This window comes from Gallaecimonas zhanjiangensis, assembly GCF_057624825.1.
Genome location: NZ_CM172603.1, coordinates 2,825,284 through 2,848,324, shown reverse-complemented (window position 1 = coordinate 2,848,324; position 23,041 = coordinate 2,825,284). Strand labels below are relative to the sequence as shown.

Annotated in this window: 18 protein-coding genes and 6 tRNA genes; 13 read left to right on the top strand and 11 right to left on the bottom strand. The window is 59.0% G+C overall.

The window, feature by feature from the left end; genetic code table 11:
• Positions 1-21: 21 nt before the first annotated feature.
• Together miaB and AC22G1_RS13585 are read right to left on the bottom strand one after the other, a co-directional pair.
• Positions 22-1,464 carry a tRNA (N6-isopentenyl adenosine(37)-C2)-methylthiotransferase MiaB gene (gene miaB, locus AC22G1_RS13590; protein ID WP_487313851.1) on the bottom strand — a complete coding sequence of 481 codons (1,443 nt, stop codon included), beginning with the start codon at positions 1,462-1,464 and terminating at the stop codon, positions 22-24.
• 176 nt (positions 1,465-1,640) lie between these two features.
• The gene (locus tag AC22G1_RS13585; protein ID WP_487313850.1) at positions 1,641-1,985 is read right to left on the bottom strand and encodes a DUF3718 domain-containing protein; all 345 of its coding nucleotides are present in this window, start codon (positions 1,983-1,985) and stop codon (positions 1,641-1,643) included.
• 146 nt (positions 1,986-2,131) lie between these two features.
• On the opposite strand from AC22G1_RS13585, the gene AC22G1_RS13580 reads away from it, so the two are divergent.
• Positions 2,132-3,268, top strand: a complete 1,137-nt coding sequence (locus AC22G1_RS13580; RefSeq protein WP_487313849.1) for an FAD-dependent monooxygenase — start codon at positions 2,132-2,134, stop codon at positions 3,266-3,268.
• Positions 3,269-3,754: 486 nt separating this feature from the next.
• Here the strand turns inward: AC22G1_RS13580 and AC22G1_RS13575 are convergent, their stop codons facing one another.
• From AC22G1_RS13575 to AC22G1_RS13545, 7 genes are all read right to left on the bottom strand, one after another.
• Positions 3,755-4,105, bottom strand: a complete 351-nt coding sequence (locus AC22G1_RS13575; RefSeq protein ID WP_487313848.1) for a gamma-glutamylcyclotransferase family protein — start codon at positions 4,103-4,105, stop codon at positions 3,755-3,757.
• A 371-nt stretch (positions 4,106-4,476) separates the two neighbouring features.
• Positions 4,477-4,551 (bottom strand) — tRNA-Gln (locus AC22G1_RS13570).
• Between the two features lie 55 nt (positions 4,552-4,606).
• Positions 4,607-4,681, bottom strand: a tRNA-Gln gene (locus AC22G1_RS13565).
• Between the two features lie 9 nt (positions 4,682-4,690).
• A tRNA-Met gene (locus tag AC22G1_RS13560) sits at positions 4,691-4,767 on the bottom strand.
• A 96-nt stretch (positions 4,768-4,863) separates the two neighbouring features.
• Positions 4,864-4,938: transfer RNA gene (locus AC22G1_RS13555), tRNA-Gln, on the bottom strand.
• Between the two features lie 6 nt (positions 4,939-4,944).
• Positions 4,945-5,029: transfer RNA gene (locus AC22G1_RS13550), tRNA-Leu, on the bottom strand.
• Positions 5,030-5,037: 8 nt separating this feature from the next.
• A tRNA-Met gene (locus AC22G1_RS13545) sits at positions 5,038-5,114 on the bottom strand.
• A 270-nt stretch (positions 5,115-5,384) separates the two neighbouring features.
• Here AC22G1_RS13545 and AC22G1_RS13540 point away from each other — a divergent pair.
• Entirely contained in the window at positions 5,385-6,764 is a 1,380-nt protein-coding gene (locus AC22G1_RS13540) for a hypothetical protein (protein ID WP_487313847.1), read from the top strand.
• A gap of 30 nt (positions 6,765-6,794) precedes the next feature.
• Here the strand turns inward: AC22G1_RS13540 and AC22G1_RS13535 are convergent, their stop codons facing one another.
• Together AC22G1_RS13535 and AC22G1_RS13530 are read right to left on the bottom strand one after the other, a co-directional pair.
• Positions 6,795-8,003 (bottom strand): DUF4861 family protein, encoded by a 1,209-nt coding sequence (locus AC22G1_RS13535; protein WP_487313846.1) that lies wholly within the window; start codon positions 8,001-8,003, stop codon positions 6,795-6,797.
• Positions 8,004-8,052: 49 nt separating this feature from the next.
• Positions 8,053-10,800 carry a TonB-dependent receptor gene (locus AC22G1_RS13530; RefSeq protein WP_487313845.1) on the bottom strand — a complete coding sequence of 916 codons (2,748 nt, stop codon included), beginning with the start codon at positions 10,798-10,800 and terminating at the stop codon, positions 8,053-8,055.
• A gap of 316 nt (positions 10,801-11,116) precedes the next feature.
• Here AC22G1_RS13530 and kduD point away from each other — a divergent pair, with 316 nt between their 5' ends.
• The 11 genes from kduD to uxaC all read left to right on the top strand — a co-directional run bounded on the left by kduD (position 11,117) and on the right by uxaC (position 23,033).
• A complete protein-coding gene (gene kduD / locus AC22G1_RS13525; protein ID WP_487313844.1) occupies positions 11,117-11,866 on the top strand; it encodes a 2-dehydro-3-deoxy-D-gluconate 5-dehydrogenase KduD in 750 nt (249 codons plus the stop codon).
• A 13-nt stretch (positions 11,867-11,879) separates the two neighbouring features.
• Entirely contained in the window at positions 11,880-12,722 is an 843-nt protein-coding gene (gene kduI / locus AC22G1_RS13520; protein ID WP_487313843.1) for a 5-dehydro-4-deoxy-D-glucuronate isomerase, read from the top strand.
• A gap of 77 nt (positions 12,723-12,799) precedes the next feature.
• Positions 12,800-13,777, top strand: a complete 978-nt coding sequence (locus AC22G1_RS13515) for a TRAP transporter substrate-binding protein (RefSeq protein WP_487313842.1) — start codon at positions 12,800-12,802, stop codon at positions 13,775-13,777.
• Positions 13,778-13,785: 8 nt separating this feature from the next.
• The gene (locus AC22G1_RS13510) at positions 13,786-14,256 is read left to right on the top strand and encodes a TRAP transporter small permease (protein WP_487313841.1); all 471 of its coding nucleotides are present in this window, start codon (positions 13,786-13,788) and stop codon (positions 14,254-14,256) included.
• A complete protein-coding gene (locus AC22G1_RS13505; RefSeq protein WP_417358050.1) occupies positions 14,256-15,551 on the top strand; it encodes a TRAP transporter large permease in 1,296 nt (431 codons plus the stop codon). The genes AC22G1_RS13510 and AC22G1_RS13505 overlap by 1 nt, the downstream gene beginning before the upstream one ends.
• A gap of 9 nt (positions 15,552-15,560) precedes the next feature.
• Positions 15,561-16,394 carry an IclR family transcriptional regulator gene (locus AC22G1_RS13500; RefSeq protein WP_487313840.1) on the top strand — a complete coding sequence of 278 codons (834 nt, stop codon included), beginning with the start codon at positions 15,561-15,563 and terminating at the stop codon, positions 16,392-16,394.
• Positions 16,391-17,434 carry a LacI family DNA-binding transcriptional regulator gene (locus AC22G1_RS13495; protein WP_487313839.1) on the top strand — a complete coding sequence of 348 codons (1,044 nt, stop codon included), beginning with the start codon at positions 16,391-16,393 and terminating at the stop codon, positions 17,432-17,434. The genes AC22G1_RS13500 and AC22G1_RS13495 overlap by 4 nt, the downstream gene beginning before the upstream one ends.
• A 9-nt stretch (positions 17,435-17,443) precedes the next feature.
• Positions 17,444-18,616 carry a glycoside hydrolase family 88/105 protein gene (locus AC22G1_RS13490; protein ID WP_487313838.1) on the top strand — a complete coding sequence of 391 codons (1,173 nt, stop codon included), beginning with the start codon at positions 17,444-17,446 and terminating at the stop codon, positions 18,614-18,616.
• Between the two features lie 64 nt (positions 18,617-18,680).
• A complete protein-coding gene (locus tag AC22G1_RS13485) occupies positions 18,681-20,120 on the top strand; it encodes a glycoside hydrolase family 28 protein (protein ID WP_487313837.1) in 1,440 nt (479 codons plus the stop codon).
• Positions 20,117-21,601: a UxaA family hydrolase gene (locus AC22G1_RS13480; protein WP_487313836.1), complete on the top strand. Its 1,485-nt coding sequence runs from the start codon at positions 20,117-20,119 to the stop codon at positions 21,599-21,601. The genes AC22G1_RS13485 and AC22G1_RS13480 overlap by 4 nt, the downstream gene beginning before the upstream one ends.
• A 16-nt stretch (positions 21,602-21,617) precedes the next feature.
• Complete coding sequence (gene uxaC, locus AC22G1_RS13475; protein ID WP_487313835.1) at positions 21,618-23,033, top strand: glucuronate isomerase; 1,416 nt, start codon at positions 21,618-21,620, stop codon at positions 23,031-23,033.
• Positions 23,034-23,041 lie beyond the last annotated feature (8 nt).

Here is a 23,041-nt window from a genome sequence, read left to right as displayed (position 1 = left end):
AGGGTTAGCCAATGGTTCCTCTTACGCTGTAGGGTCAAAAGTGGCGACGCCTAGGGCGTCGGCCTTGCCGTTACGGGCATCGTATTGCGCCACGATATCGGCCGGGTTTACCGCCACGCGCAGCCCCATGTCGGGCTCGGTGCGGACAATGCGGCCCCGCAGGGAGTGGGGATACACGTCGGTTATCTCCACGTCCACGAAGCTGCCAATAAGATTGGGGTCGCCTTCGAAGTTTACAACCCGCATGTTCTCGGTACGGCCGCGAAGCTCCATCAGGTTCTTCTTGGACGGGCCTTCAACCAGGATGCGCTGCACTGTGCCGAACATCTGGCGGCTGATGTTCATGGCCTGCTGGTTGATGCGCTCTTGCAGCACATAAAGGCGCTGCTTTTTGGTGTCTTCGGTGACATCGTCGGGGATGTCGGCGGCCGGGGTGCCGGGGCGGGCCGAGTAGATAAAGCTAAAGCTCTGGTCAAAGCCCACATCCGCAATCAGCTTCATGGTCTGCTCGAAATCGTCGTCAGACTCGTTGGGGAAGCCGACGATAAAGTCGGAGCTCAGGCAGATGTCCGGGCGCGCTTCGCGCAGGCGGCGCATCTTGGATTTGTACTCGATGGCGGTGTGGTTGCGCTTCATCAGGTTCAGCACCCGGTCCGAGCCGCTTTGTACCGGCAGGTGCAAGAAGCTCACCACTTCCGGGGTGTCGCGGTACACCTCGATGATGTCATCGGTAAATTCCACCGGGTGGCTGGTGGTGTAGCGAATGCGGTCGATACCGTCGATGGCCGCCACCAGGCGCAATAGCTCGGCAAAGCTGCCGATGCCGCCGTCGTGGGTGGCGCCACGGAAGGCGTTGACGTTCTGGCCAAGGAGGTTCACTTCCCGCACGCCCTGTTCGGCGAGCTGGGCGATCTCATAAAGCACGTCGTCCACCGGGCGGCTCACTTCCTCGCCTCGGGTGTAGGGCACCACGCAGAACGAGCAGTATTTGGAGCAGCCTTCCATGATGGACACAAAGGCGGTGGGGCCTTCGGCCTTGGGCTCGGGCAAGCGGTCGAACTTCTCAATCTCGGGGAAGGAGATATCGACGATGGCCGACTTGGTGCCGCGCACCTGGTTGATCATTTCCGGCAGGCGGTGCAGGGTCTGGGGCCCAAACACGATGTCCACATAGGGCGCGCGCTCGCGCAAAAATTCCCCTTCCTGGGAGGCCACGCAGCCACCAACGCCGATGATGAGGTCGGGGTTGGACTTTTTCAGTTCCTTCCAGCGGCCCAGCTGATGAAATACCTTCTCCTGGGCCTTCTCGCGGATGGAGCAGGTATTGAGCAGCAGCACGTCGGCCTCTTCGGGTACTTCGGTGACGCTTAGGTCGTGGGTGCTGCCCAGCAGATCCGCCATTTTGGCTGAATCGTACTCGTTCATCTGGCAACCCCAGGTTTTAATGTGCAACTTCTTGCCCATGTGACTCGCTACCTGCAACTTCTAATCGGGATGGAAAATGACCGCGTATTCTACCCTATGCGCCTGGCCGCTACCACAATGCCGGGCCGCTTGTTGGCGACCATCTTGGCAAGTGGGCAACAGACTTTGCTGATCCAGAACAGGCCACCCCCACGGCGGAGGTGGCATGCTGGCACTTAGAAGGACACCGACCAGTCGGTATTGCTGGCGGTTTTGCTGAGGTCTTCGATGGTTACCACACCCATGCGGCCACGGCTGAAGATCTGGGCGGCGGTGCGGTCGGCGCCGCGGTCGAGGGCGAAGTTATAAAGCCGTTGGTTGTTGCAAACCAGTTTGTCGGCGACAACCGGGTAGCTCAAGCGATGTTCCTTGAGGGTGCCGCTGAGCACGAAGGGCTTGTTGCTGATGGATGCCTTGCACACTGCTATCAGGGCATTTTCGATTTGGGGGTCCATTGCAGCCAGGGCCGGGGTGGACAACATAACCACGGCAGCCCCGGCGAGAAGAAAGGTACGTTTCATGATGCATCTCCACGTTTGCCGGGTGGCAGTGCATTAGACAGAAGAAGGTTGCCTTTAATTCCTTGCGCAAATGTAAGGGTTTTTGTCAGTCCCGCCGGGGCGCTTTGGGTACAATGGCGCCAGCCTAAGAAGGAGCAGTGATGAACGTGGATCTGGTAATCAATGGTGGCGGCATGGTGGGGGCGGCCCTGGCCTTGGCCCTTGGGCGCCAAGGCATGCAAGTGGTGCTTATCGAGCAGCAAGCGCCCCGGCTACCAGGCCAGCTAGACCCCAGGGTCAGCGCCATCAGCGAAGGGGCGGTGCGTTACCTTGAAAGCCTCGGCGTTATGCTGCCTGCCGCCCATTGCCAGCCCTACCAGCATCTGGCGGTGTATGAAGGCGCCCAGCAATGCCTTTTTAGCAGCGATGAAATCGGCTGCGAGCAGTTAGGGGTCTTTATCGAAAATACCCGCCTGCAACAGGCCATTTGGGACGTACTGCCAGATGCCGTGACCCTAAAACTGGCCCGCGCTAGCGACTTTACTCACCACAGTGACGGGGTCAGCCTGACCCTGGATAACGGGGATACCATTCACGCACGGCTCGCCATTGCCGCCGACGGCGCCAACTCCTGGCTGCGCGGCCAGGCCGGTATTGGCCTGACCGGCTGGGACTATCGCCAGCGCTGCCTGCTGGTGGCGGTGAAAACCCAGGGCCAGATGAGCGATACCACCTGGCAGCAATTTACCCCTACCGGCCCCAAAGCCTGGCTGCCGATGGTCGACAACCAGGCGGTGCTGGCCTGGTACGACAGCCCTGGCGAGATAAAAAGGCTGGCGGCGTTAAGCCCGGCGCAATTGGCCGAAGAGGCCAAAAAGGTGTACCCGGCCCAGCTTGGGGAAATCGAGGTGCTGAGCGCCGGCAACTTTGCTCTTACCCGCCGCCATGCCCAGCACTATGGCCAAAATGGCGTCTGGCTGGTGGGGGACGCCGCCCACACCATCAACCCGCTGGCAGGGCAGGGGGTGAACCTCGGCTTTCGCGACGTGGAAGTGCTCGGCCGCCTTATCGGCGCCGCCTTTACCCAGGGCGAGCCCTGGTGGAGTGACAGCCAGCTAAAAGCGTATGAGCGCGCCCGCAAACCCCATAACCTCTTGATGCAAACCATGATGGACGCCTGCTACAAGGGCTTTTCCAACGACAAGCCACTGCTTGGTAAGCTGCGCGGCCTGGCGGTAATGGGCCTTGATTTCCTCCCCCCCATCAAAAAACAGATCCTGCGCTACGCTGCGGGGCTCAGCTAGAAAGCAAAGCGCTGCTTTGCTGCAGCTGAGCGCGAGCACAGGATGTGCGAGGTGGGCGGACTACAGGGATGTTTCCCCATGACTGGATCTGACGAAAGCAAAGCACTGCTTTGCTGCAGCTGAGCGCGAGCACACAGGATGTGCGAGGTGGTATGAGCCGCCAAGGATGGCTTTCATCGCGGGACAAGACGAAAGCAAAGCACTGCTTTGCTGCAGCTGAGCGCGAGCACACAGGATGTGCGAGGTGGCAAGAGTCGCCAGGGATGGCTTTAAACTTGGGACAAGACGAAAGCAAAGCACTGCTTTGCTGCCATTGTGCGCGACAAGGACGCCGGGAGCGTCCTTGAACATCGCAGGTTCCCTGCGATGGCCCGAAGGGGGAGGTTCAGGACGAACCGACTAACACAGGATGTGCGAGGTGGCATGAGCCGCCAGGGATGCTCCTATCGCGGGACATAGCGAAAGCAAAGCACCGCTTTCCCTTCCTTACCCCGCTTGCGTCTCACTGGCATCGGCATAGATCCACACCTTCTGCCCGGAGCTCATCACTGCTTCTACCCGCCGGTATTCCTCTACCTCATAGGCGTCGGAGTGCGCCAATTCGCTGTCGGTCAGCAAAAACACGGTACCTGCCACCTTGTCATCGCTGTTGCCGGTGTATTGGAGGATAGGGTGGATGGCGGTACCGCTTTTGCGGATCACTTCCGGGTCGCGGATGGTGATGCTGGCCAGCACATAACCTGGCAGGCTGTCCTTATCGCCTTGCAGCAGCCGACCAAAGGTTTCCTGTTGTACCTGAGGCAGTTGCAGGGTGCCGTAGGAAAAGAGTTTGTGCATAGGGCTGTCCATGAAAGGGGGAATAGCTTTTAAGATGCAGCCAGGGGGAGGCACGGTGCAAGCTTTGATAGGGAAGGGCTTTGCCTTAAGCAGAAAAAGAAAAGGCCCGCACTAGGCGGACCTGGATGTAATGGCTGGAGTACCAGGATTCGAACCTGGGAATGGCGGGGCTCAGCTAGAAAGCAAAGCACTGCTTTGCTGCAGTTGAGCGCGAGCACAGGAAGTGCGAGGTGGTATGAGCCGCCAGGGATGGCTTTCATCTCGGGCAATATCCGGGCAAAGCCCCAATAGCGACATAGGATGGGCAAGCTGGAATCAGGCTATCGGGAATAGAAAAAGAAAAGGCCCGCACTAGGCGGGCCTGGATGTAATGGCTGGAGTACCAGGATTCGAACCTGGGAATGGCGGGATCAAAACCCGCTGCCTTACCGCTTGGCGATACTCCAGCAAAACTGTTTTTTCTTTTTATCCGACACCTACCTCGGCAGGCATCAAAATGAATGGCTGGAGTACCAGGATTCGAACCTGGGAATGGCGGGATCAAAACCCGCTGCCTTACCGCTTGGCGATACTCCAGCAAAATCATGGTGGCTATGGCGGGATTCGAACCTGCGACCCCATCATTATGAGTGATGTGCTCTAACCAACTGAGCTACATAGCCACGCTTATTCTTTTGGGCTGGCAATTATTCAAAACCCTGAGGGCTTCGTCAACTGCTGCCGTGATACCCGCGCTAAAAAGGCCAGTATCAATAACATGGCTGGAGTACCAGGATTCGAACCTGGGAATGGCGGGATCAAAACCCGCTGCCTTACCGCTTGGCGATACTCCAGCAAAATGGTGCGGAAGGAGAGACTTGAACTCTCACGCCTCGCGGCGCCAGAACCTAAATCTGGTGCGTCTACCAATTTCGCCACTTCCGCATTGTTCATGGTGGCTATGGCGGGATTCGAACCTGCGACCCCATCATTATGAGTGATGTGCTCTAACCAACTGAGCTACATAGCCAACGAGTGAACGGCGCGAATTATGCCGATACCAGAGCAGAGCGTCAACGGTTTAACCGCCAGAGTGGAACTGTTTGCCGACTATTTAGGCAAGCGCCCGAAACTTCCCGGTTTTATGGCAACCAAGGCTGGCCTGGCCCCGGCTGGTGAGTGTAAAAACCGGCAAGGCATTTTAATGATTTTGGAATGTTAAGTCGCTAAATAACTAGGACGCGACTTTGGGCCCTGCCAGCCTGGCTGGGCAGTTAAGCAGTAAAGAAGGCAAGGAATCATGTTAAGGATATTTTCTGTTTCAGTACTGGCAGCAGCCCTGCTGTCAGGGTGTGCCAGCAAGGCTATTGACGACAAGCCGCACTATCCCAAGAGCAACATCACCGTCAAATACCGCATTCGCCATTTTGATATCGACATCTCCAAGTCCTTTGACCGCCTCGGTAAGCGCATGCTGCCCGAAGAGCAGGGCAAGGCGCTGGCCAGGCAGTATCTTGATACGCGCCTTCAAGATGAGGGGTTATTGGCCGGCCAGGATGACCTCAACGTCGTGGATTTAGATATCTTTATTGACTACCACCAGCGTTTTGTAGGCGATAAAACCCCGTTCCCGGTGGACAAAATGGTCAATCCCACCATGCAGTTTTTCACCAAGCATTATTTGGGCGACGAAATGCTGGAGCAGGACATCAGCCCGGTATTTGACCCGCAAAACCTTAATAACTTTGTTTCCAGCGTTCCCCTTGGTGGCATGTTTACCGACGACTCCAAGCTCGAATACCGTTATCTGAGCGCGACTGTCAACGAGGTCATTAAATACATCCAAATCGATCGCCAGTACGACGCTAACGCCTTTGCTTTTAAAACCAAAGGGTTGGATGACGCAGCCATTCTTGCCAAGCGCCAGGCCCGCAGTGAACAAGCTAAAGCGGCCGACATCAAGCCGGTAGGGCTTACCTCAGCCGATTACATCCCGGCCGAAATCAACGCGCCTTATATTGCCGGTATTAAAAGTACCGACCGCGACCAGCGCATCGATACCGACAAATCCTTGTTGAAGGTTTGGCTCTACAGCGACGCCCTGTACGGCCTGGTGCAAAAGCAGGTGCTGGATAACTACCAAAGCAGCGATCCTGCAGCCATAGAAGAAGCCACTTGGGCCGCCAAAGCGCTGGCGCTCTCTGGCCTTGAAAAGTACCGCCCGACGGTGCAACTGGTGGCAGACAAGGGCGCGACTGAAGCGCTGCAAAAGTACGCCAAGCGCTATTTGCTCCAGATGGATTACCACAGCCACCTAGCCAAGCAAATTCATGACGTGTCTACCATGGACCCGTCCCTTGATTGGCGTGGCAACCAGCTGTCGAACATGCTGCGCACCGGTGACGACGACCAGCGCATGTATGCCATTAAGGATATTGCCCGCAACTACGGTACTAATCCTTATTTGTTGGCCCAGCTAAGCCATATTCTCGATACCGAAGCCCGTATCAGCCGTTTTCGCTTCCAAAAGCAGGATAACTTCTACGCCTGGATCTGCCGTATCCTCGGTAAATCCGGCAACAAGAGCTACCAGCCGTTACTGGAAGACATCGCCGCCCACGGGGTTTACAAAAAGACCCGCAAATACGCCGAGGCGTTTGCCGACAAGTTGGCAGGATAAAAAAGCCCCCGAAAGGGGGCTTTTTTATGGTCAGTGCCAGTCGACCTGGCTGACTTTCAACGGGCTTGCCAGGCGGGTCAGCTGCTCGGTTAAAAGCGCCTTGAAGTGCGCTTCGTCGGTGCTGCCGGCCTTGGCCGGGTCGGGCCAGTAGCTCATCAGGTAGTAATGTAGCGGCTGCTCGGAGGCGTTAAATTGCAGCATATGGTCGTGGTCGCCTTCGCTGACCTTGGCCACTTCGCTGGCCTTATAGAAAAGCGCCAGGCCCAGGTTGTCGTTCTTGCCAGACAGGCTCTGCTTGCCCCAGGTGGCCATGTAGTGCCAGTCGCCGCTGCTGCCTTTTAACAGCTCGGTAGCGGGGAGCTTAACCAGGCCCGTGACCAGGTTTTGGGTGGCTGGGCGGGTACTGACCGTCACTTTGCTGGCGTAGCTGCCGGCATCAATCTGGTAGCGGCTGTCCACGTCGAGGGTTTCGTCATTCACCTTCCAGCCCCGGTAATGCACCTTGAAGGCTGAGCGCAGGCCACCGTCTTTTTCCAGCTGGTAGCGGGTGTCCTTGACCTCCTTAAAGTGGGCAATGCCTTGGCCGGTGAGGCGGCCGAGGGAGCCGATGCCTAAGGATTTACCCACCTTGAGCACGTCCATGCCCCAATCGCTTAGGTGGTGATAGCTCTCATAGCCGTCCTGGCCCACGTCTTTTAGCACCATGTCGCTGGTGCGTTTACCGAACACATCCGAGGCGTTGCGCCAATCGAGGTAAAGCCGGTAGCCAATCTTGTCGCTCTCCCAGCCCGGCCCCTCGTAGCGCAGATAAAAGGAATGGTCGGTCAGTTGCGGCGGGGTCTGGTATTGGTCGGCTTCTTTAAAGGTAAAACCGTCGGCAACGTACTTTTGGCCCTGCCATTTACCGCCCTGGCGCACTGACAACTCGGCATGGGTGCGGGCCATAGGTTTGGCGTTGCCCTGGCTGATATTCACCTGTTGCTGGCCATTGGCCGGCACCGTTACCCACAGCAGCAGGGTGTCGGCCTTGCCGTCGCCGTTTTTGTCCTCGGTGTCCACCTCGCCGCTATCGCTTTTGAGCATGGCCGGCAGGTTGTGGCCGGCCAAGGGCACTTCCAGCACCTGGGACAGGGCGGCGGGGTTGGGGTTGTGAATGGTCAGGGTTAGCAGCGGCGCGGCGGCCATGGCCGGGGCTGTGGCCAGGGCCAGCACGGCGAGGGTGAAGGCTTTGCAGTCCATACATCTACTCCATTGATAAAAAAGGGGGGAGCAAGCTCCCCCATGAGGCTTAGAAACTGGCCCTTAGGCCCAGGAAGTATTGCCGGCCGGTGTGCAGCACCTCGTAGGGGCGCTGGGCGTCCCGGTCAACCCAGAAGAAGCTGTACTCATCGGTGAGGTTGATGGCTTCAAGGCTGATGGAGATGTTGTCGTTGATGTTGTAGAAGGCCGAGAAGTCGAGGTAACCCACGTCTTTAAAGCCGTTGGAATCGTTGCCGTTGTTGCTGGTGGTACCCAGGTTGTTGAGGTATTTGTCCCGGTAGTTGTAGGACAGGCGGGCACCGTAAACATCGGTTTCGTAGTAAAGGGTGGCGTTGTAGCTGATCTTCGACAGCCCAGTGATGGGGGCCGAGTCAAAGACGCCGTCTTCTTTTTCGTAGTCGGTCTTGGCATCCACGTAGGTGAAGTTGGTCACCACCCCGAAGTTCTTCAAGAAGCCCGGCAGGAAGCTAAAGGGCTGCTGGTAGATGAACTCGTAACCGAGGATGTCAAAGCCGGGAGAGTTCACCGGGTTGGTAAAGGCAAACTGGTCGGTGGCTGGGTTGAAGTAGCTGGTGTCCAGGTTGTACTCGGTGACTTCGCTTGGGGTCAGCAGGCGGCTGGAGGTTTCGGTGCTGATCCACTGCTCGATGTCTTTATAAAAGACACTGGCACCCACCATGCTCTCATCTTCGCCATACCACTCCAGGCCCAAATCAATCTGGTTGGCGCGGAACGGCTCAAGCTTGGGGTTGCCGGAGCTGATTTTCTGGTTAACCGAGCTGGGGTTAACGGCGCCAGCCAGGCTGCCAAGGCTTGGGCGGGTAATGGCCTTGGCCATGGAGAAGCGGCCTACCAGTTGGTCGGTCAAATCCAGGGCGAAGTTGGCCGAGGGCAATACGTCGGTGTAGAAGTTCTCATAGTTGACGAAGGCATCCACGTCACCGCCCACGTAGGTGTCGGAGGTGGTCTTGGTGCGCTCGACACGAACCCCAAAGTTATAACGCAGGGTCTTGCCAAAGAGGCTCGATACGTTGTCGAACTGGGCATAGGCGTTGTAGATGGTTTCACTCACCCCAAAAGAGCGCTGGCCTGAAAGCTCCATTTCGGTACCCGGCTGGCCCATGTAGGCGGCCATAAAGGCATCGTAGTTGGGGGTCAGCCAGTTGCTGTCGTTGGGGAAATAGGTTGGGTCCAGGCCGTCGCCGTAGCCGCCCAGGGGCAGCAGGTAGGCCATGTCGCTGGTAACCGGGTCGCCGTCGAAGTTGTTCTCGCCGCTGTTGCGATAATCCCGAAACTCCATCTCGTATTTGCGATAGCCAGCGCCAAAGTGCAGCTTGGCGTCGTCCCTACCCATGTAGGTGAAGTTGAATTCTGCCACCTTGTTGGAGTTGTCGGTCTTGGTGGAGCGCACCCGCATCAGGTCCACCACATAATTGCCCGGGTCAGTGGTATCAAAACCCCACACCATGTTGGGCATGTCCATGTTCCTGACCGCCGTGCCGTTGGTGATGTTGTTGACATCAATGTTACTGGCATAGCTGTAGGAGAAGGTGCTGTCGTTGTTGGCGATACCCACGGTGTTTTGCAGCGGGTTCTTGTAGGTCGAATCGCCATAGCCCAGCAGGATATTGGCTTTGAAGTCGTCGGTGATCTGCCAGTCAGTGTTGAAGGTGTACTGGTCAAACTCGGTTTCCATGCGGTCACGGCGGTATTCCGACACCGTGGACACATGCTCGAACTTGCCCGCCACAATCTCGTCGCCGTTTAGCACCGCTGCCACCGGGGTGATCTTGGAGGTGTTTTTAGAAAGCGGCGCCGAATACTGGAACTCGTCCCGGTCGTTGTTGAGCTCGGCATGGAGCACGTCCAGGGTCATTTCTATTTTGTCGCTGGGGCGATATTGCAAAGAGGCGGTAACCCCTAAGCGTTTTTGCTCGTTAAGCACCCCGGTTGCACGGGGGAAGCGAGGGTAAAAGGCGCCGTTCAGCTCGCCGTTGGCGTTTGCCCCTACCGCCGAGAAGTTGTTGCGCTGCCAGCGCACCGTGGTGTGGCCTTCCTCGCGGATGGAGCGTTTGGAATAAGCCACCGAAAACAGGGCACCGAAGGTGTCGTCGGCAAAGGTGTCGGAGATCAAAAACGCCGCCCTGGGGTCGGTTTTATCCGGCAGCTCGGAGTAGGCGCCTTTAAGGGACAGGGCGGTTTTAAAGCCGTCAAAGTCGAAGGGGCGGGCGGTACGCATGTTAATGGCACCGGCCAGGCCCACATCGCGGGACGCTTCCGGGGTTTTGTACACATCCACCTGCTTAAAGAGCTCGGAGGCGAAGATGTTGAAATCGAAGGCGCGGCTGGTGTTGACGCTGCCCGAGGCATCGGAGCCACCGGTGGCAGCGGCAGAGTCCATGCCGTTGATGGTCACCCGGGTAAACTTCGGCCCCAGGCCGCGCAAGGAGACCTGGCGGCCTTCACCGGCTTCACGGGTGATGGTAATACCGGGAATGCGTTGCAGGGCTTCGGCAACGTTCAAGTCCGGGAACTTACCGATGTCCTCGGCCATGATGCTTTCTTTGGAGCCCACGGCGGCGCGCTTATCCAGCAAAGACCGGTTCAAGCTGGCTCGGTACCCTGTAACTTCAATGACTTCCATATCTTCAGCGGTCTGATTAGCGCCGTCTTTAGCAGGCTCTTCTGCGGCCATGGCAAGGCTCGCTCCCCCAAAAAACAGACCGGCCACTACCAGGCTGGACGCAATACGATTCAGTTTGAACTTGGGCTGCATTCTTGTTCTCCCCCTAAGTGATGAGTACTGCCCTTGCTGGCCTGGTTTGCTGTAAACGCTTTATATGTGAACCAGGCTGCTTTGTGCTTTGCCACCGGTGGCATCATTTGGTTGACATTCTGGCCTTCGCGTGACAAAGCTTAGCTATATGTGTAATTACTGTTACGTAAAGGTCAAAGCCTTACCTTAAGGGAAAGCAGCCAAAAATGAAAAAAGATTCAAATCTGAAATTCACCGGCCACTGCCTCTTTATCTTGGGCTTTTTCTTTAGCTATTTGATTTTTAAAGAAAGATTGACTGCGGTAGGAGACGCATCATGTTTAGCCTGACAGGAAAACGCGCTTTGGTAACCGGCGCCAGCCGTGGTTTGGGGCAAGCCATGGCACTGGGATTGGCCGAAAACGGCGCCGAAGTGATCTGTGCCAGCTCTCGAGAAGGTGGCTGCGATGACACGGTTGCCAAAATTCGTGCCCTCGGTGGCAAAGCGATGGCCTTGGCGGCGGACCTGGCTGACAGCGACGCGGTGAAAGCTCTGGCAGAAAAGGCCCTGGCCAGTGGCAAGGTTGACGTGCTGGTAAACAATGGCGGCTGCATCTACCGGGAAGACGCCCTGGATCACCCCTTGGCCGAATTTCAAAAGGTGATGCAGGTGAACCTGGAGTCGGCCTTTTTGCTCAGCCAGTTGCTGGGGCGGGAGATGGTGGCCACAGGCAGCGGCAAAATCGTCAATATCGCCTCCATGCTCTCTTACAGCGGCGGTATCCGGGTACCGGCCTACACCGCCTCTAAACACGCCATCGCCGGGATCACCAAGGCCCTGGCCAACGAGTGGGGGCGCTTTGGGGTGCAGGTCAACGCCATTGCGCCGGGCTATTTTCGCACCGACAACACCCAGGCCCTGCAAGACGACGCGGCGCGCAGCCAGGAAATTGAAAACCGTATTCCCGCTGGCCGCTGGGGCGAGCCGGAAGATTTAAAAGGGGCCGTGGTGTTCCTGGCGTCAGACGCCAGTGACTACATCAACGGCCAGGTGCTGGCGGTCGACGGCGGCTGGCTGGCCCGATAACAGGAGGTAACCGATGACAACCCATTACGAGGTGCGCTACGCCCTTGGTAAAAATGAGGTCAAGGCCATGGACACCGAGCAGCTGCGCAGCGCCTTTTTGGCCGAGCAGCTGATGGTCGAAGGCGAGGTGAACTGGGTTTACAGCCATTACGAGCGCTTTATGGTGGGGGGCGCCGTGCCCGGCAAAACGCCGCTGGCCCTGGAGGCCATCGACCCGTTAAAGGCGCCTTTTTTCCTGTACCGGCGCGAGCTTGGCATCATCAATGTGGGTGGTCCCGGCCGGGTGGTCGCCGATGGCAGCGCTTTTGAGCTGGATTTTAAAGAGGCGCTGTACCTTGGCACCGGCAACGAAGCGGTGCGCTTTGAAAGCCTCGACAGCCAAAACCCGGCGCGCTTTTACCTTAATGCTGCCCCGGCCCATGCCCGTTATCCCAATAAGAAAGTCGGCAAGAGTGACGCCAAGGTGCTGCATCTTGGCAGCAGCGAAACCGCCAACGAGCGCTATATCAATCAGCTCCTTATCAATGGCGTGGTAGAGACCTGCCAGTTGCAGATGGGGCTGACCGAGCTGGTTAGCGGCAGCGTCTGGAACACCATGCCGGCCCACCAGCACGACAGGCGCAACGAAGTGTACTTCTACTTCGGCCTGCCCCAGGGGCAGGGGGTGTGCCACTTCATGGGCGAGCCCACCGAAACCCGCCATATCTGGGTCAAGAACGAGCAAGCGGTTATTTCGCCGCCCTGGTCCATTCACTGCGGCGCCGGTACTCAGAGTTACAGCTTTATCTGGGGCATGGCCGGTGAAAACCTCGATTACGAAGACATGGACAAGTTCCCGGCCGATGTCCTGCGTTAACGGCGCCGGCTTATAACAACAGCAATGTCAGCAGCAACGGCAGTCCGGCAGCAGGGACTGCAACAATGGGGAAATTTATGCGAGCCCTTATCGGTAAATTGCTACCGGTGGCACTGGGCCTGATGCTCCTGGGGGGGTGTCATCAGGAATCCAAGGTCACGGTGCTACGAATGGCACACACCCTGGACAGCAAGCACGTGGTGCACCAGTCCATGGAGTACATGGCCCAGCGCCTGGAGCTGTATTCTGGCGGCCAGATGCGCCTGATGATCTACCCCAACGGCCAACTGGGCACCGAGCGCGAGCTGGTGGAGCTGCTGCAAATTGGCAGCCTGGCCATGACCAAGGTCTCGGCCAGTACCCTTGAGGGTTTTGTGCCGCAGATGCAGCTCTTTTCCATTCCTTATGTCTTTAAGGACCGCGACCAATTCTGGCGGGTGCTGGACAGCGACATCGGCCAGAACCTGCTGGCCCAGACCCGGCCGGCGCACCTGATTGGCCTGGGCTATTACGATGCCGGCAGCCGCAGCTTTTATTCGTCCAAGGGCTTTATCCAGAACCCGGCCGACATCAAGGGCAAGAAGATCCGGGTACTCAATAGCCCCACCGCCGTGAAGATGATCAACACCATGGGCGGCGCCGCTACCCCCATCGCCTGGGGTGAGCTTTATGCCGCCTTGCAACAAGGGGTGGTGGACGGCGCCGAGAACAACCCGCCCAGCTATTACCTCTCTCACCACTATGAGGTGGCGCCTTATTACAGCCTGGACGAACACAGCTTCGTGCCGGACGTGATTTTGGCCAGCCAAAAGGTGTGGGACAGCCTCAACCCCCAGCAGCAAAAGTGGCTGCGCCAGGCGGTAGACGACTCCATCGTCTTTGAGAAAAACCTCTGGCAAAAAGCCTCCGACGACGCCATCAAGGCGGTGGAAGCCAAAGGGGTAGAGGTTATTCGCCCAGACAAGGCGCCCTTTATGGCGGCGGTCAAACCCATCCACGACAGCTTCAAGGGCACGGCGGTTGGCCGCCTCCTTGAGCGCATCAAAACCATGTGAGGGGCGCCATGAAATTACTGACGCAAATGTTGGATCTGGCCCTCAAGTGGGTGCTCATTGCTGCCATGGCCGCCATCGTGCTGGTGGTGAGTTGGCAGGTGCTGTCGCGATACGTGCTGCAAAGCCCCAGCTCCGACACCGAAGAGATGGCTCGTTTTCTTCTTATCTGGGTGGGCATGCTGGGGGCCGCTTATAGCTACCGGATGAAGGCGCACCTGGGCCTGAGCCTTTTAACTGACCGCCTTGGCCCGGTGCAGGGGCGGCGGGCTGATGCCCTGGTACACCTTTGCGTGCTGCTTTTTGCTGGCGCGGTGATGGTGGCCGGCGGTTATCACCTGATGTCGCTGACCCTTGAGCTCAAGCAAGTGTCGGCGGCCATGGGCATCGAGATGGGCTGGGTGTATTCGGTGGTGCCGCTGTCGGGGCTGCTGATGATGTTTTATGCCTGTGAGCACTTGCTAAGCAGGAGGGCCAGCTGATGGCGTTATCTGTTGTGGTACTGCTGGCGCTGTTTTTTGTGCTGCTGCTTATCAACGTACCCATTTCCTTTTGTATCGGCATTGCCACCGTGGCCACCTTGCTTATCAATGTGGACTTTGAAACGGCGGTGAGCACGGTGTCCCAGCGCATGGTGGGGGGCATCGACAGCTTTGCGCTGCTGGCCATTCCGTTTTTTATTCTCTCGGGGCTCATCATGGGCCGGGGCGGCATTGCCCGGCGGCTTATCGAGTGCGCCATGGCGCTCATTGGCGCCTTGCCCGGCGGCCTGGCGCTGGTGAACGTGGTGTCTTGCATGCTGTTTGGGGCCATTTCCGGCTCGGCGGTAGCGGCCACCTCGGCCATCGGCAGCTTTATGGTGCCGCAGATGGAGAGCAAGGGTTACAGCCGCGACTTTAGCGCGGCGGTCACCGCCGCGGCGGCCACCACCGGCATGCTCATTCCCCCCAGCAACATCCTTATCATCTACGCCATCGCCAGCGGCGGGGTGTCCATCGCCGCGCTCTTTGTGGCCGGTTACCTGCCGGGCATCTTGCTGGGGCTGGCGCTGATGCTGGTGTGCGCCATTTACGCCAAGGCCAAGGGCTACCCGGTGGGCGATAGGCTGCAATGGTCGCAGGTGCTGCCCAAAGTGGGGGCGGCGTTGCCCAGCCTGCTGCTGATTGTGGTGGTGATTGGCGGCATTATCGGCGGCATCTTTACCGCCACCGAGGCCGGCGCCGTGGCGGTGATTTACGCCCTGGTGCTGTCCATGGTGTTTTATAAAGAGGTCAAACCCAGCCAGCTGCCGGGCATTTTGCTCAAAGCGGTGGAAACCACCGCCATCGTCATGTTCCTTATCGCCTGCTCCAGCGCCATGTCCTGGCTGCTGTCTTTTGAGCAAATTCCCCAGGCCATCAGCCAGGCGCTGGTGACCCTGAGCGATAACCCCATCGTTATTTTGCTGATCATCAACCTGGTGTTGATTGTGGTGGGGGCCTTTTTGGACATGACCCCGGCGGTGCTCATTTTTACCCCCATCTTCTTGCCGGTGGCCGAGTCGCTAGGCATGTCGCCTTTGCATTTTGGCATCATGATTGTGCTCAACCTCTCTATTGGCCTGTGTTCGCCGCCGGTGGGCAGCGTGCTGTTCGTGGGCTGCGCTGTGGCCAACACCACCATAGAGCGGCTGCTCAAACCCCTGTTACCACTGTACATCGCCATGTTTGCGGTGCTGATGCTGGTTACCTATGTACCGGCCATCAGCGAAGCCTTGCCGCGATGGATGGGACTCTAGGAGGGAGACATGGATAAGTATCAAATTCCCAGTGTTGCCAAGGCCTGCCAGCTGTTGCAGCTGCTGGCCGCCAACAGTGACGGCCTGTCCGCCACCCATCTGGAGGCCGAGCTTGGCCTGCCTCGTACCACGGTGTTTCGGCTGCTTAAAACCCTGTGTGCCGAGGCGCTGGTGGAAAAACGCGGCAAGCAGTTTGTCAGCGGCCCCGGCATGCTCAACCTCGGTTTTCAGGCGCTGCAGTCCGACAAGCTGCGCCAGCAGGCGGCAGGGCCGGTGCAGCAACTGGCCCAACGCACCGGTCTTGGGGCGCACCTGGCGGTACCCAACAGTGAGTCGAGCCTGATTGTTGAGGTGTGCAACAGCGCCCAGCACCCCAAGATTGCCTGCCGCCCTGGCGTCAGCACCCTGCTGCACGCTTCGGCCACCGGCAAGGTGTTCCTTGCCTTTAAGCATTTTGACCAGTTGGAGCGGCTCTTTGCCGGGCGCTACCTGGCGGCGCTGACCTGCCGCACCATCACCGAGCCAGAGGCCCTTCGCAAGGAGCTTAAAAGGGTGATTGCCCTGGGCTATGCCTTGGACGACCGCGAATACCACGACGAGGTGAGCTGCCTGGCGGTACCCATTCGTGACACCGGTGGCACCGTGGTGGCAGCCTTGGGCTGCACTGGCCCGGCCGGGGAGTTCAAAGGCGAGCGCATCACCCAACTGGTTGGGGAGCTCAAAGACACCGCCAGCGCCATTTATAAAGCGGTGTATCATCGCCAGCCTGAGCCGCGCGAGAAAAGCGCGCTGCCGCTAACCTACGGCATGCAGGCCAGCAGCCCGCTGATGATGAGCAGATGATTATGTTAATGAAAAAACCCACCATCAACGATGTGGCCCGGGCCGCCAATGTGTCCAAACGCACGGTTTCAAGGGTGCTGAACGACTCGGCAAGCGTCGGTGAAGAAACCCGCAAACTTATCCAGAAGATCATTGCCGATCTCAACTACCAGCCCGACAAACAGGCCAGGGGCCTGGCCTCAAGCCGCTCCTACTTTATCGGCATCATCTACGACAACCCCGACGCCCTTTATATCGACCAGGTACAACGGGGCCTGTTGGATGTGTGCTCGCGCCAGGGCTACGAGCTGGTGGTGCACCCTTGTCAATACGACAGCCCCACCATGGTGGAAGACTGCCTGGCCTTTGTGGGCCGATCCAAACTGGATGGGGTTATCGTGCTGCCACCGGTGTCAGAGAGCAAAGTGCTGGCGGCGGCGCTGCGTGACGAAGGCCACCCCTATGTGCGTATGGCCTCCTTGGATTTGGACGACCACACCAATATCGTGGTCTCGGACGACCGCACCGGCGTCAGGCAAATGGCGGCGCATCTGGTGGGCCTTGGCCACCGAGACATCGGCTTTATCACCGGGCCCATGCACTACCACTCCTCCACCGAGCGTTTTGAAGGTTTTTGCGGCGCCTTAAAAGACTTAGGGCTGCCCATACCCGAGGGGCGCATCGTCAATGGCAAGAACAACTACCAAAGCGGCCTCGAATGCGCCCGCACCTTGCTGGCCGGGGAGGGCAGGCCCACCGCCATTTTTGCCAACACCGATGAAATGGCGGCAGCGGTCCTGAAAGTGGCCCATGAGCTTGGCATCAAGGTGCCACAGGAGCTGTCGGTGTGCGGCTTTGACGACAACATCCTGGCGTCTCGCATCATTCCGGCGCTCACCACCATTCGCCGGCCGGTCACCGACATGGCGGGCCTCGCGGCCCAGAAGATCATCAGCGCCATTGAAAACAAAGACGAAAAAACCACAAGGGTGAACTACATAGTGCAGCCCAGCCTCATCATCCGCGACTCTACCAGTCAGCGGGTGGGAACAGAGCAATAGGGGGAGAGAATGCAGCAATTATTAAAAGCCGGCGCCCTGGTGCTGGCCAGCTGGCTGGCGCTGACGGGCGCGGCATCAGCCAAGGACAGTTGGGCCAAACGGATGGCCGATGCCGAGATGGCCCGCCATCCACAGGCCTGGACCATCGAGGGCTATAAAAAGCCCAAGTGGAACTACACCCAGGGCCTGGTGCTGACCGCCATGCTGCGCCTTTATCAGGAAAGCGGCGATGTGCGCTATTTCAACTACGCCAAGGCCTATGCCGACACCCTGATTGACGAAACCGGCGACATTCGCGGCTATAAGCAGAGCGATTTCAATATCGACATGATTAACGCCGGCAAGATTTTGTTTCCCCTCTATGAGCAAAGCCAGGATCCGCGTTATATCCAGGCTTTGCACCTTTTGCGCCAGCAGCTGGCGGGGCAGCCCCGTACCAGCGAAGGGGGCTTTTGGCATAAAAAGCGCTACCCCTTCCAGATGTGGCTGGACGGCCTTTACATGGGCGCGCCTTTTTACGCCCAGTACGCCCAGTGGTTCAGTGAAGGCAGCGACAGCTTTAGCGACATCGCCCAGCAGTTTCGGCTGATAGAGCGGCACGATAAGGACCCGAAAACGGGCCTGCTGTTCCACGGCTGGGACGAAAGCCGCCAGCAGCGCTGGGCCAACCCGCAAACCGGCACTTCCCCTAATTTTTGGTCCCGTGCCCTCGGTTGGTATGCCATGGCCCTGGTAGACGTGCTGGACCACTTCCCCCGTGGCCACAAGGACAGGGGCTTTTTGATTGCCACCCTCAATGAGCTGGCGAAAAACGTCAGCGCCTTTCAAGACAGCTCCGGGCTTTGGTATCAGGTCACTGACAAGGGCGCCGGCAACGGCAACTACCTGGAGGCCTCCGGCAGCGCCATGCTGGTCTACGCCCTGGCCCGAGGGGTGAACCAAGGCTATTTGCCAGAAAAGTACCTGGCAGTGGCCCAAAAAGGCTTTAAGGGCCTGACTGACAAGCTCATTAAAACCCAAGGCGGCCAAGTGACTATCACTCAGGTCTGCGCCGTTGCTGGCCTTGGCGGCGAGCCCTATCGCAGCGGCAGCTTTGAGTACTACGTAGGCGAGCAAAAACGCGACAACGACCCCAAAGCCGTGGGGCCCTTTATCCTGGCTGCCTTGGAGCTCAAACAATGAACCGGCTTTTCTTGAAATGGCTTTGCCACCGGTGGCAAGTTGTGTTTGCAGGGGAGGTAACGCCATGAGTCTGCCAAGACGCGATTTCATCAAGGCCCTGGGTGCAGGGCTGGTGCTAAGCCAGTTGCCAGCCTGCGCTAGTGCCCCTAAAACCCAGGCGCCGGCAGACGACTGGGCCCTGGCCGATGACATTGTCCGTAACACCCAACTGCCGAAATTTGCCGAGCGCGACTTTCCCATCAGCGACTTTGGCGCCGTGCCCGGCGGCAAGGTGCTCAATAGCGATGCCATCGCTGCGGCCATTGCCGCCTGCGCGGCAGCGGGCGGCGGCCGGGTACGGGTGCCCCAAGGGCGCTTTTTAACCGGCGCCATCCACCTTAAATCCAACGTCAACCTGCACCTGGACAAGGGCGCGGTGCTGGTGTTTTCCCCCAACCCCGACCATTACCTGCCAGCGGTGTTCACCCGCTGGGAGGGCATGGAGATGATGGGCCTGTCGCCGCTCATCTATGCCTACGGCCAGCGCAATATCGCCGTGACCGGCCAAGGGGTACTGGACGGCGGCGCCGATGACAACACCTGGTGGCCCTGGAAGGGGCCGCACCCCGAGGGCCATTGGCGCCAGGACCCGATTGCCCAAACCCAAAAGGCGGCAAGGGACAAGTTGCAGCAAGAAGTGCTGGCCGGCACCGACCCGCGTACCCGCCTGCATGGCCAAGGCTCCTTCCTGCGCCCGGCCTTTATCCAGCCTTATTTGTGCCAGAACGTGCTGATTGAAGGGGTCACCCTGGTTAACTCGCCGTTTTGGCTGCTGCACCCGGTGCTTTGCCAGTCGGTAACGGTGCGGGAAGTCACGTGCCGCAGTCACGGCCCCAACAATGACGGCTGCGACCCGGAATGCTGCGACCACGTGGTGATTGAGGGCTGCACCTTCGATACCGGTGACGATTGCATTGCCATTAAATCGGGCCGCAACGAAGACGGCCGTCGGGTGGGCCAAGCTTGTCGCAACCTGGTGGTGCGCAATTGCCAGATGAAAGACGGCCACGGCGGCTTGGTGCTGGGCTCGGAGATCTCCGGCGGCGTCTACAACGTCTTTTTGGACAACTGCCAGATGGATAGCCCGGAGCTGGAACGGGCCTTTCGCATCAAAACCAATGCCCGGCGCGGCGGCACCATCGAAGGCATCCGTATCCGCAACCTGCGGGTGGGGGAAGTCAAAGACGCGGTCAGCATCAATTTCTTCTACGAAGAAGGCCAACAGGGCCGCTTCCTGCCCGAAGTGCGGGACATCCACATCGACAACCTGGTGGTGCGCTCGGCGCAGCGCGCCTTTTACCTGCGCGGTTTTGCCTCGGCCCCCATCGAAGGGGTCACCCTCAGCAATTGCCGTATCGACAAAGTCGCCGCGCCCTCGGTGCTGGAGAACGTCGGCAAACTCGAACTTAACAACGTCAGGGTGGCGGGCAAGCTTGTCAGCGCCACCGAGCTGGAGGCCCTATGAAAGTTGCCCTGGTTAAAGTGCACCCCAAGGACAATGTGGCGGTGGCCACCCTGGCCCTGGACAAGGGCAGCCGCCACCTGATTGACGGCGAAGAACTGCTGCTGGCCACCGATTTGCCCGCCGGCCACAAGGTAGCCTTAAAGGCGCTGGCGGCAGGGGATGAGGTGGTGAAGTACGGCTTTGCCATCGGCTCTGCTACCAGCGCCATCAATAAGGGCGAGCATGTCCATTCCCATAATCTCGCCACCAACCTCAGCGGCGCCGGGGAGTACCGTTACCAGCAGGTTGAGCCCAGCCTTGAGGCCTTTGGCGGCGGCACCTTTATGGGCTATCGGCGCAAAAACGGCCGGGTTGGCACCCGCAACGAGGTGTGGATAGTCAACACCGTTGGCTGCGTTAACGCCATTGCCCAGCGTATCGCCAGCCGCTGCGAGCAGGAATTTGCCGGCATCGCCGACGCCTTCGTGCCCTTTGTGCACCCCTATGGCTGCTCGCAGCTGGGGGACGACCTTAACGACACCCGCGCCATTCTCGCCGCCCTTATCAACCACCCCAACGCTGGCGCCGTGCTGGTGGTGGGCCTTGGCTGCGAGAACAACCAGCTCAACAAGCTGTTAGAAGCGGCCGGCGACATCGACAGCGATCGGGTGCGCTTTTTCAACAGCCAGCAGGTGGACGATGAAGTGGAAGCCGGTGTCGAGGCCATCGGCCAGATGCTGCCGCTGCTGGCGCTGGACAAACGCGAGCCGTGCCCGGCGAGCGAACTGGTGCTGGGCATGAAGTGCGGCGGCTCCGACGGTTTTTCCGGCATCACTGCCAACCCTTTGGTGGGGCGCATGACCGACCGCTTCACCGCCCTTGGCGGTACCGTGCTTTTAACCGAAACCCCGGAGATGTTCGGCGCCGAGCAGGTGCTGATGAACCGCGCCAAGGACAGCGCCACCTTCGAGGCGGTGGTGAAATTGGTGCAGGATTTCAAGCAGTACTTTATCGACCACAAGCAGCCGGTGTTCGAAAACCCCTCACCGGGCAACAAGGCCGGCGGCCTGACCACCTTGGAAGAAAAGTCATTAGGCGCCATCCAAAAGGGCGGCCAAGCCCAGGTGCAAGAGGTGCTGGCCTATGGCGAGCCTGTCCATGGCCGCGGTTTGGCATTGCTGCAAGCGCCGGGTAACGACGCGGTGTCTTCCACCGCCCTTGCCGCCAGCGGCGCCACCTTGATCCTCTTTACCACCGGTCGGGGCACGCCGCTCGGCTTCCCGGTACCGACGGTGAAAATCAGCTCCAATAGCGATCTCTACCAGCGCAAAGGCAACTGGATTGATTTCAACGCAGGTGAACTGCTGGACGGGGTTGCCATGGACGCTTTAAGCCAAGCCTTTTTTGAGCGCCTGCTGGCCATAGCCTCGGGCGAATTGACCTGTAACGAACGTAACCACAGCCGCGAAATTGCCATCTGGAAACGCGGCGTGACCCTTTGACGGGAGGATACTTGCAATGCCACAGCCACTGAACCTGCACCCGGACCGCCTCTTTCCGGCCGACCCGACAGTGCGCGCCATCGCCCGGCGCCTCTACGACAGCATCAAGGATCTGCCCATACTGAGCCCCCACGGCCATACCGATCCGCGCTGGTTCGCCGAGAACCCGTCTTTTGGTAACGCCAGCGAGCTTTTTATCCGCCCGGACCACTACGTGTTTCGCATGCTCTACAGCCAGGGCATCAGCCTTGAACGCCTGGGCATTCCCCGCCGCGACGGCGCCGCCGTGGAAACCGACCCCATCGCCATCTGGCGGCTCTTTGCCGACAACTACCACCTTTTTCGCGGCACCCCGTCGCGCATCTGGCTTGATACCGTGTTCAGCGAAGTGTTCGGCATGACGGTGGCCCTGGCCCCCGACACCGCCGAGCAGTACTACCACGCCATCACCGAAAAGCTGGCCACCGACGCCTTCAAACCCCAGGCGCTGATGGACCGCTTTAACATCGAGTGCATCGCCACCACCGAAGGGGCCCTGGACGACCTCAAATACCACGGCGCCATGAAAGGCGGCGCCATGGAAAAACGGGTGATCACCACCTTCAGGCCCGACGACGTGGTAGACGCTTCCCGGGAAGACTTTGCCGATAACATTAAAAAACTGGGCGAGCTGACCGGCGAAGACACCCACAGCTGGGACGGGTATCTGGCCGCCCTTCGGCAGCGCCGCGCCTTTTTCCGGGACCACGGCGCCACCGCCACCGACCACGGCCACCCCACGGCGGCCACTGCCAATCTCTCCCACGCCGAATGCCGCACCCTCTTTGAGCTTTGCATCAGCGGTAAGGCAGGGGCGGCCCAGCAAGAGCTCTTTCGGGCCCAGATGCTCACCGAGCTGGCGGGGATGAGCATCGAAGACGGCATGGTGATGCAAATTCACCCCGGCGCTTTTCGTAACCACAACCCACGCATTTTTGACGGTTTTGGCCGCGACAAAGGGGCCGACATTCCGTCCCCCACCGAATATGTCAAAGCCCTTAAACCGCTGTTGGACAAATACGGTAACGACCCGCGCCTGAGCATCATCCTCTTTACCCTGGACGAAACCAGCTACGCCCGTGAGCTGGCGCCGTTGGCGGGCCACTACCCCTGCCTGAAACTGGGCCCGGCCTGGTGGTTCCACGACAGCCCCGAAGGCATGCTGCGTTTTCGCCACCAGGTCACCGAAACCGCCGGCTTCTACAACACCGTTGGCTTTAACGACGACACCCGCGCCTTTTTGTCTATTCCGGCCCGCCACGACGTGGCCCGCCGCATCGATTGCCGCTTCCTGGCCGGGCTTATCAGCGAGCACCGCCTGGGGGAAGACGAAGGTTTCGAACTGGCCCGGGCCCTGACCTATGACCTGGCCAAAAAGGCCTACAAGCTCTGAGCGGTGAG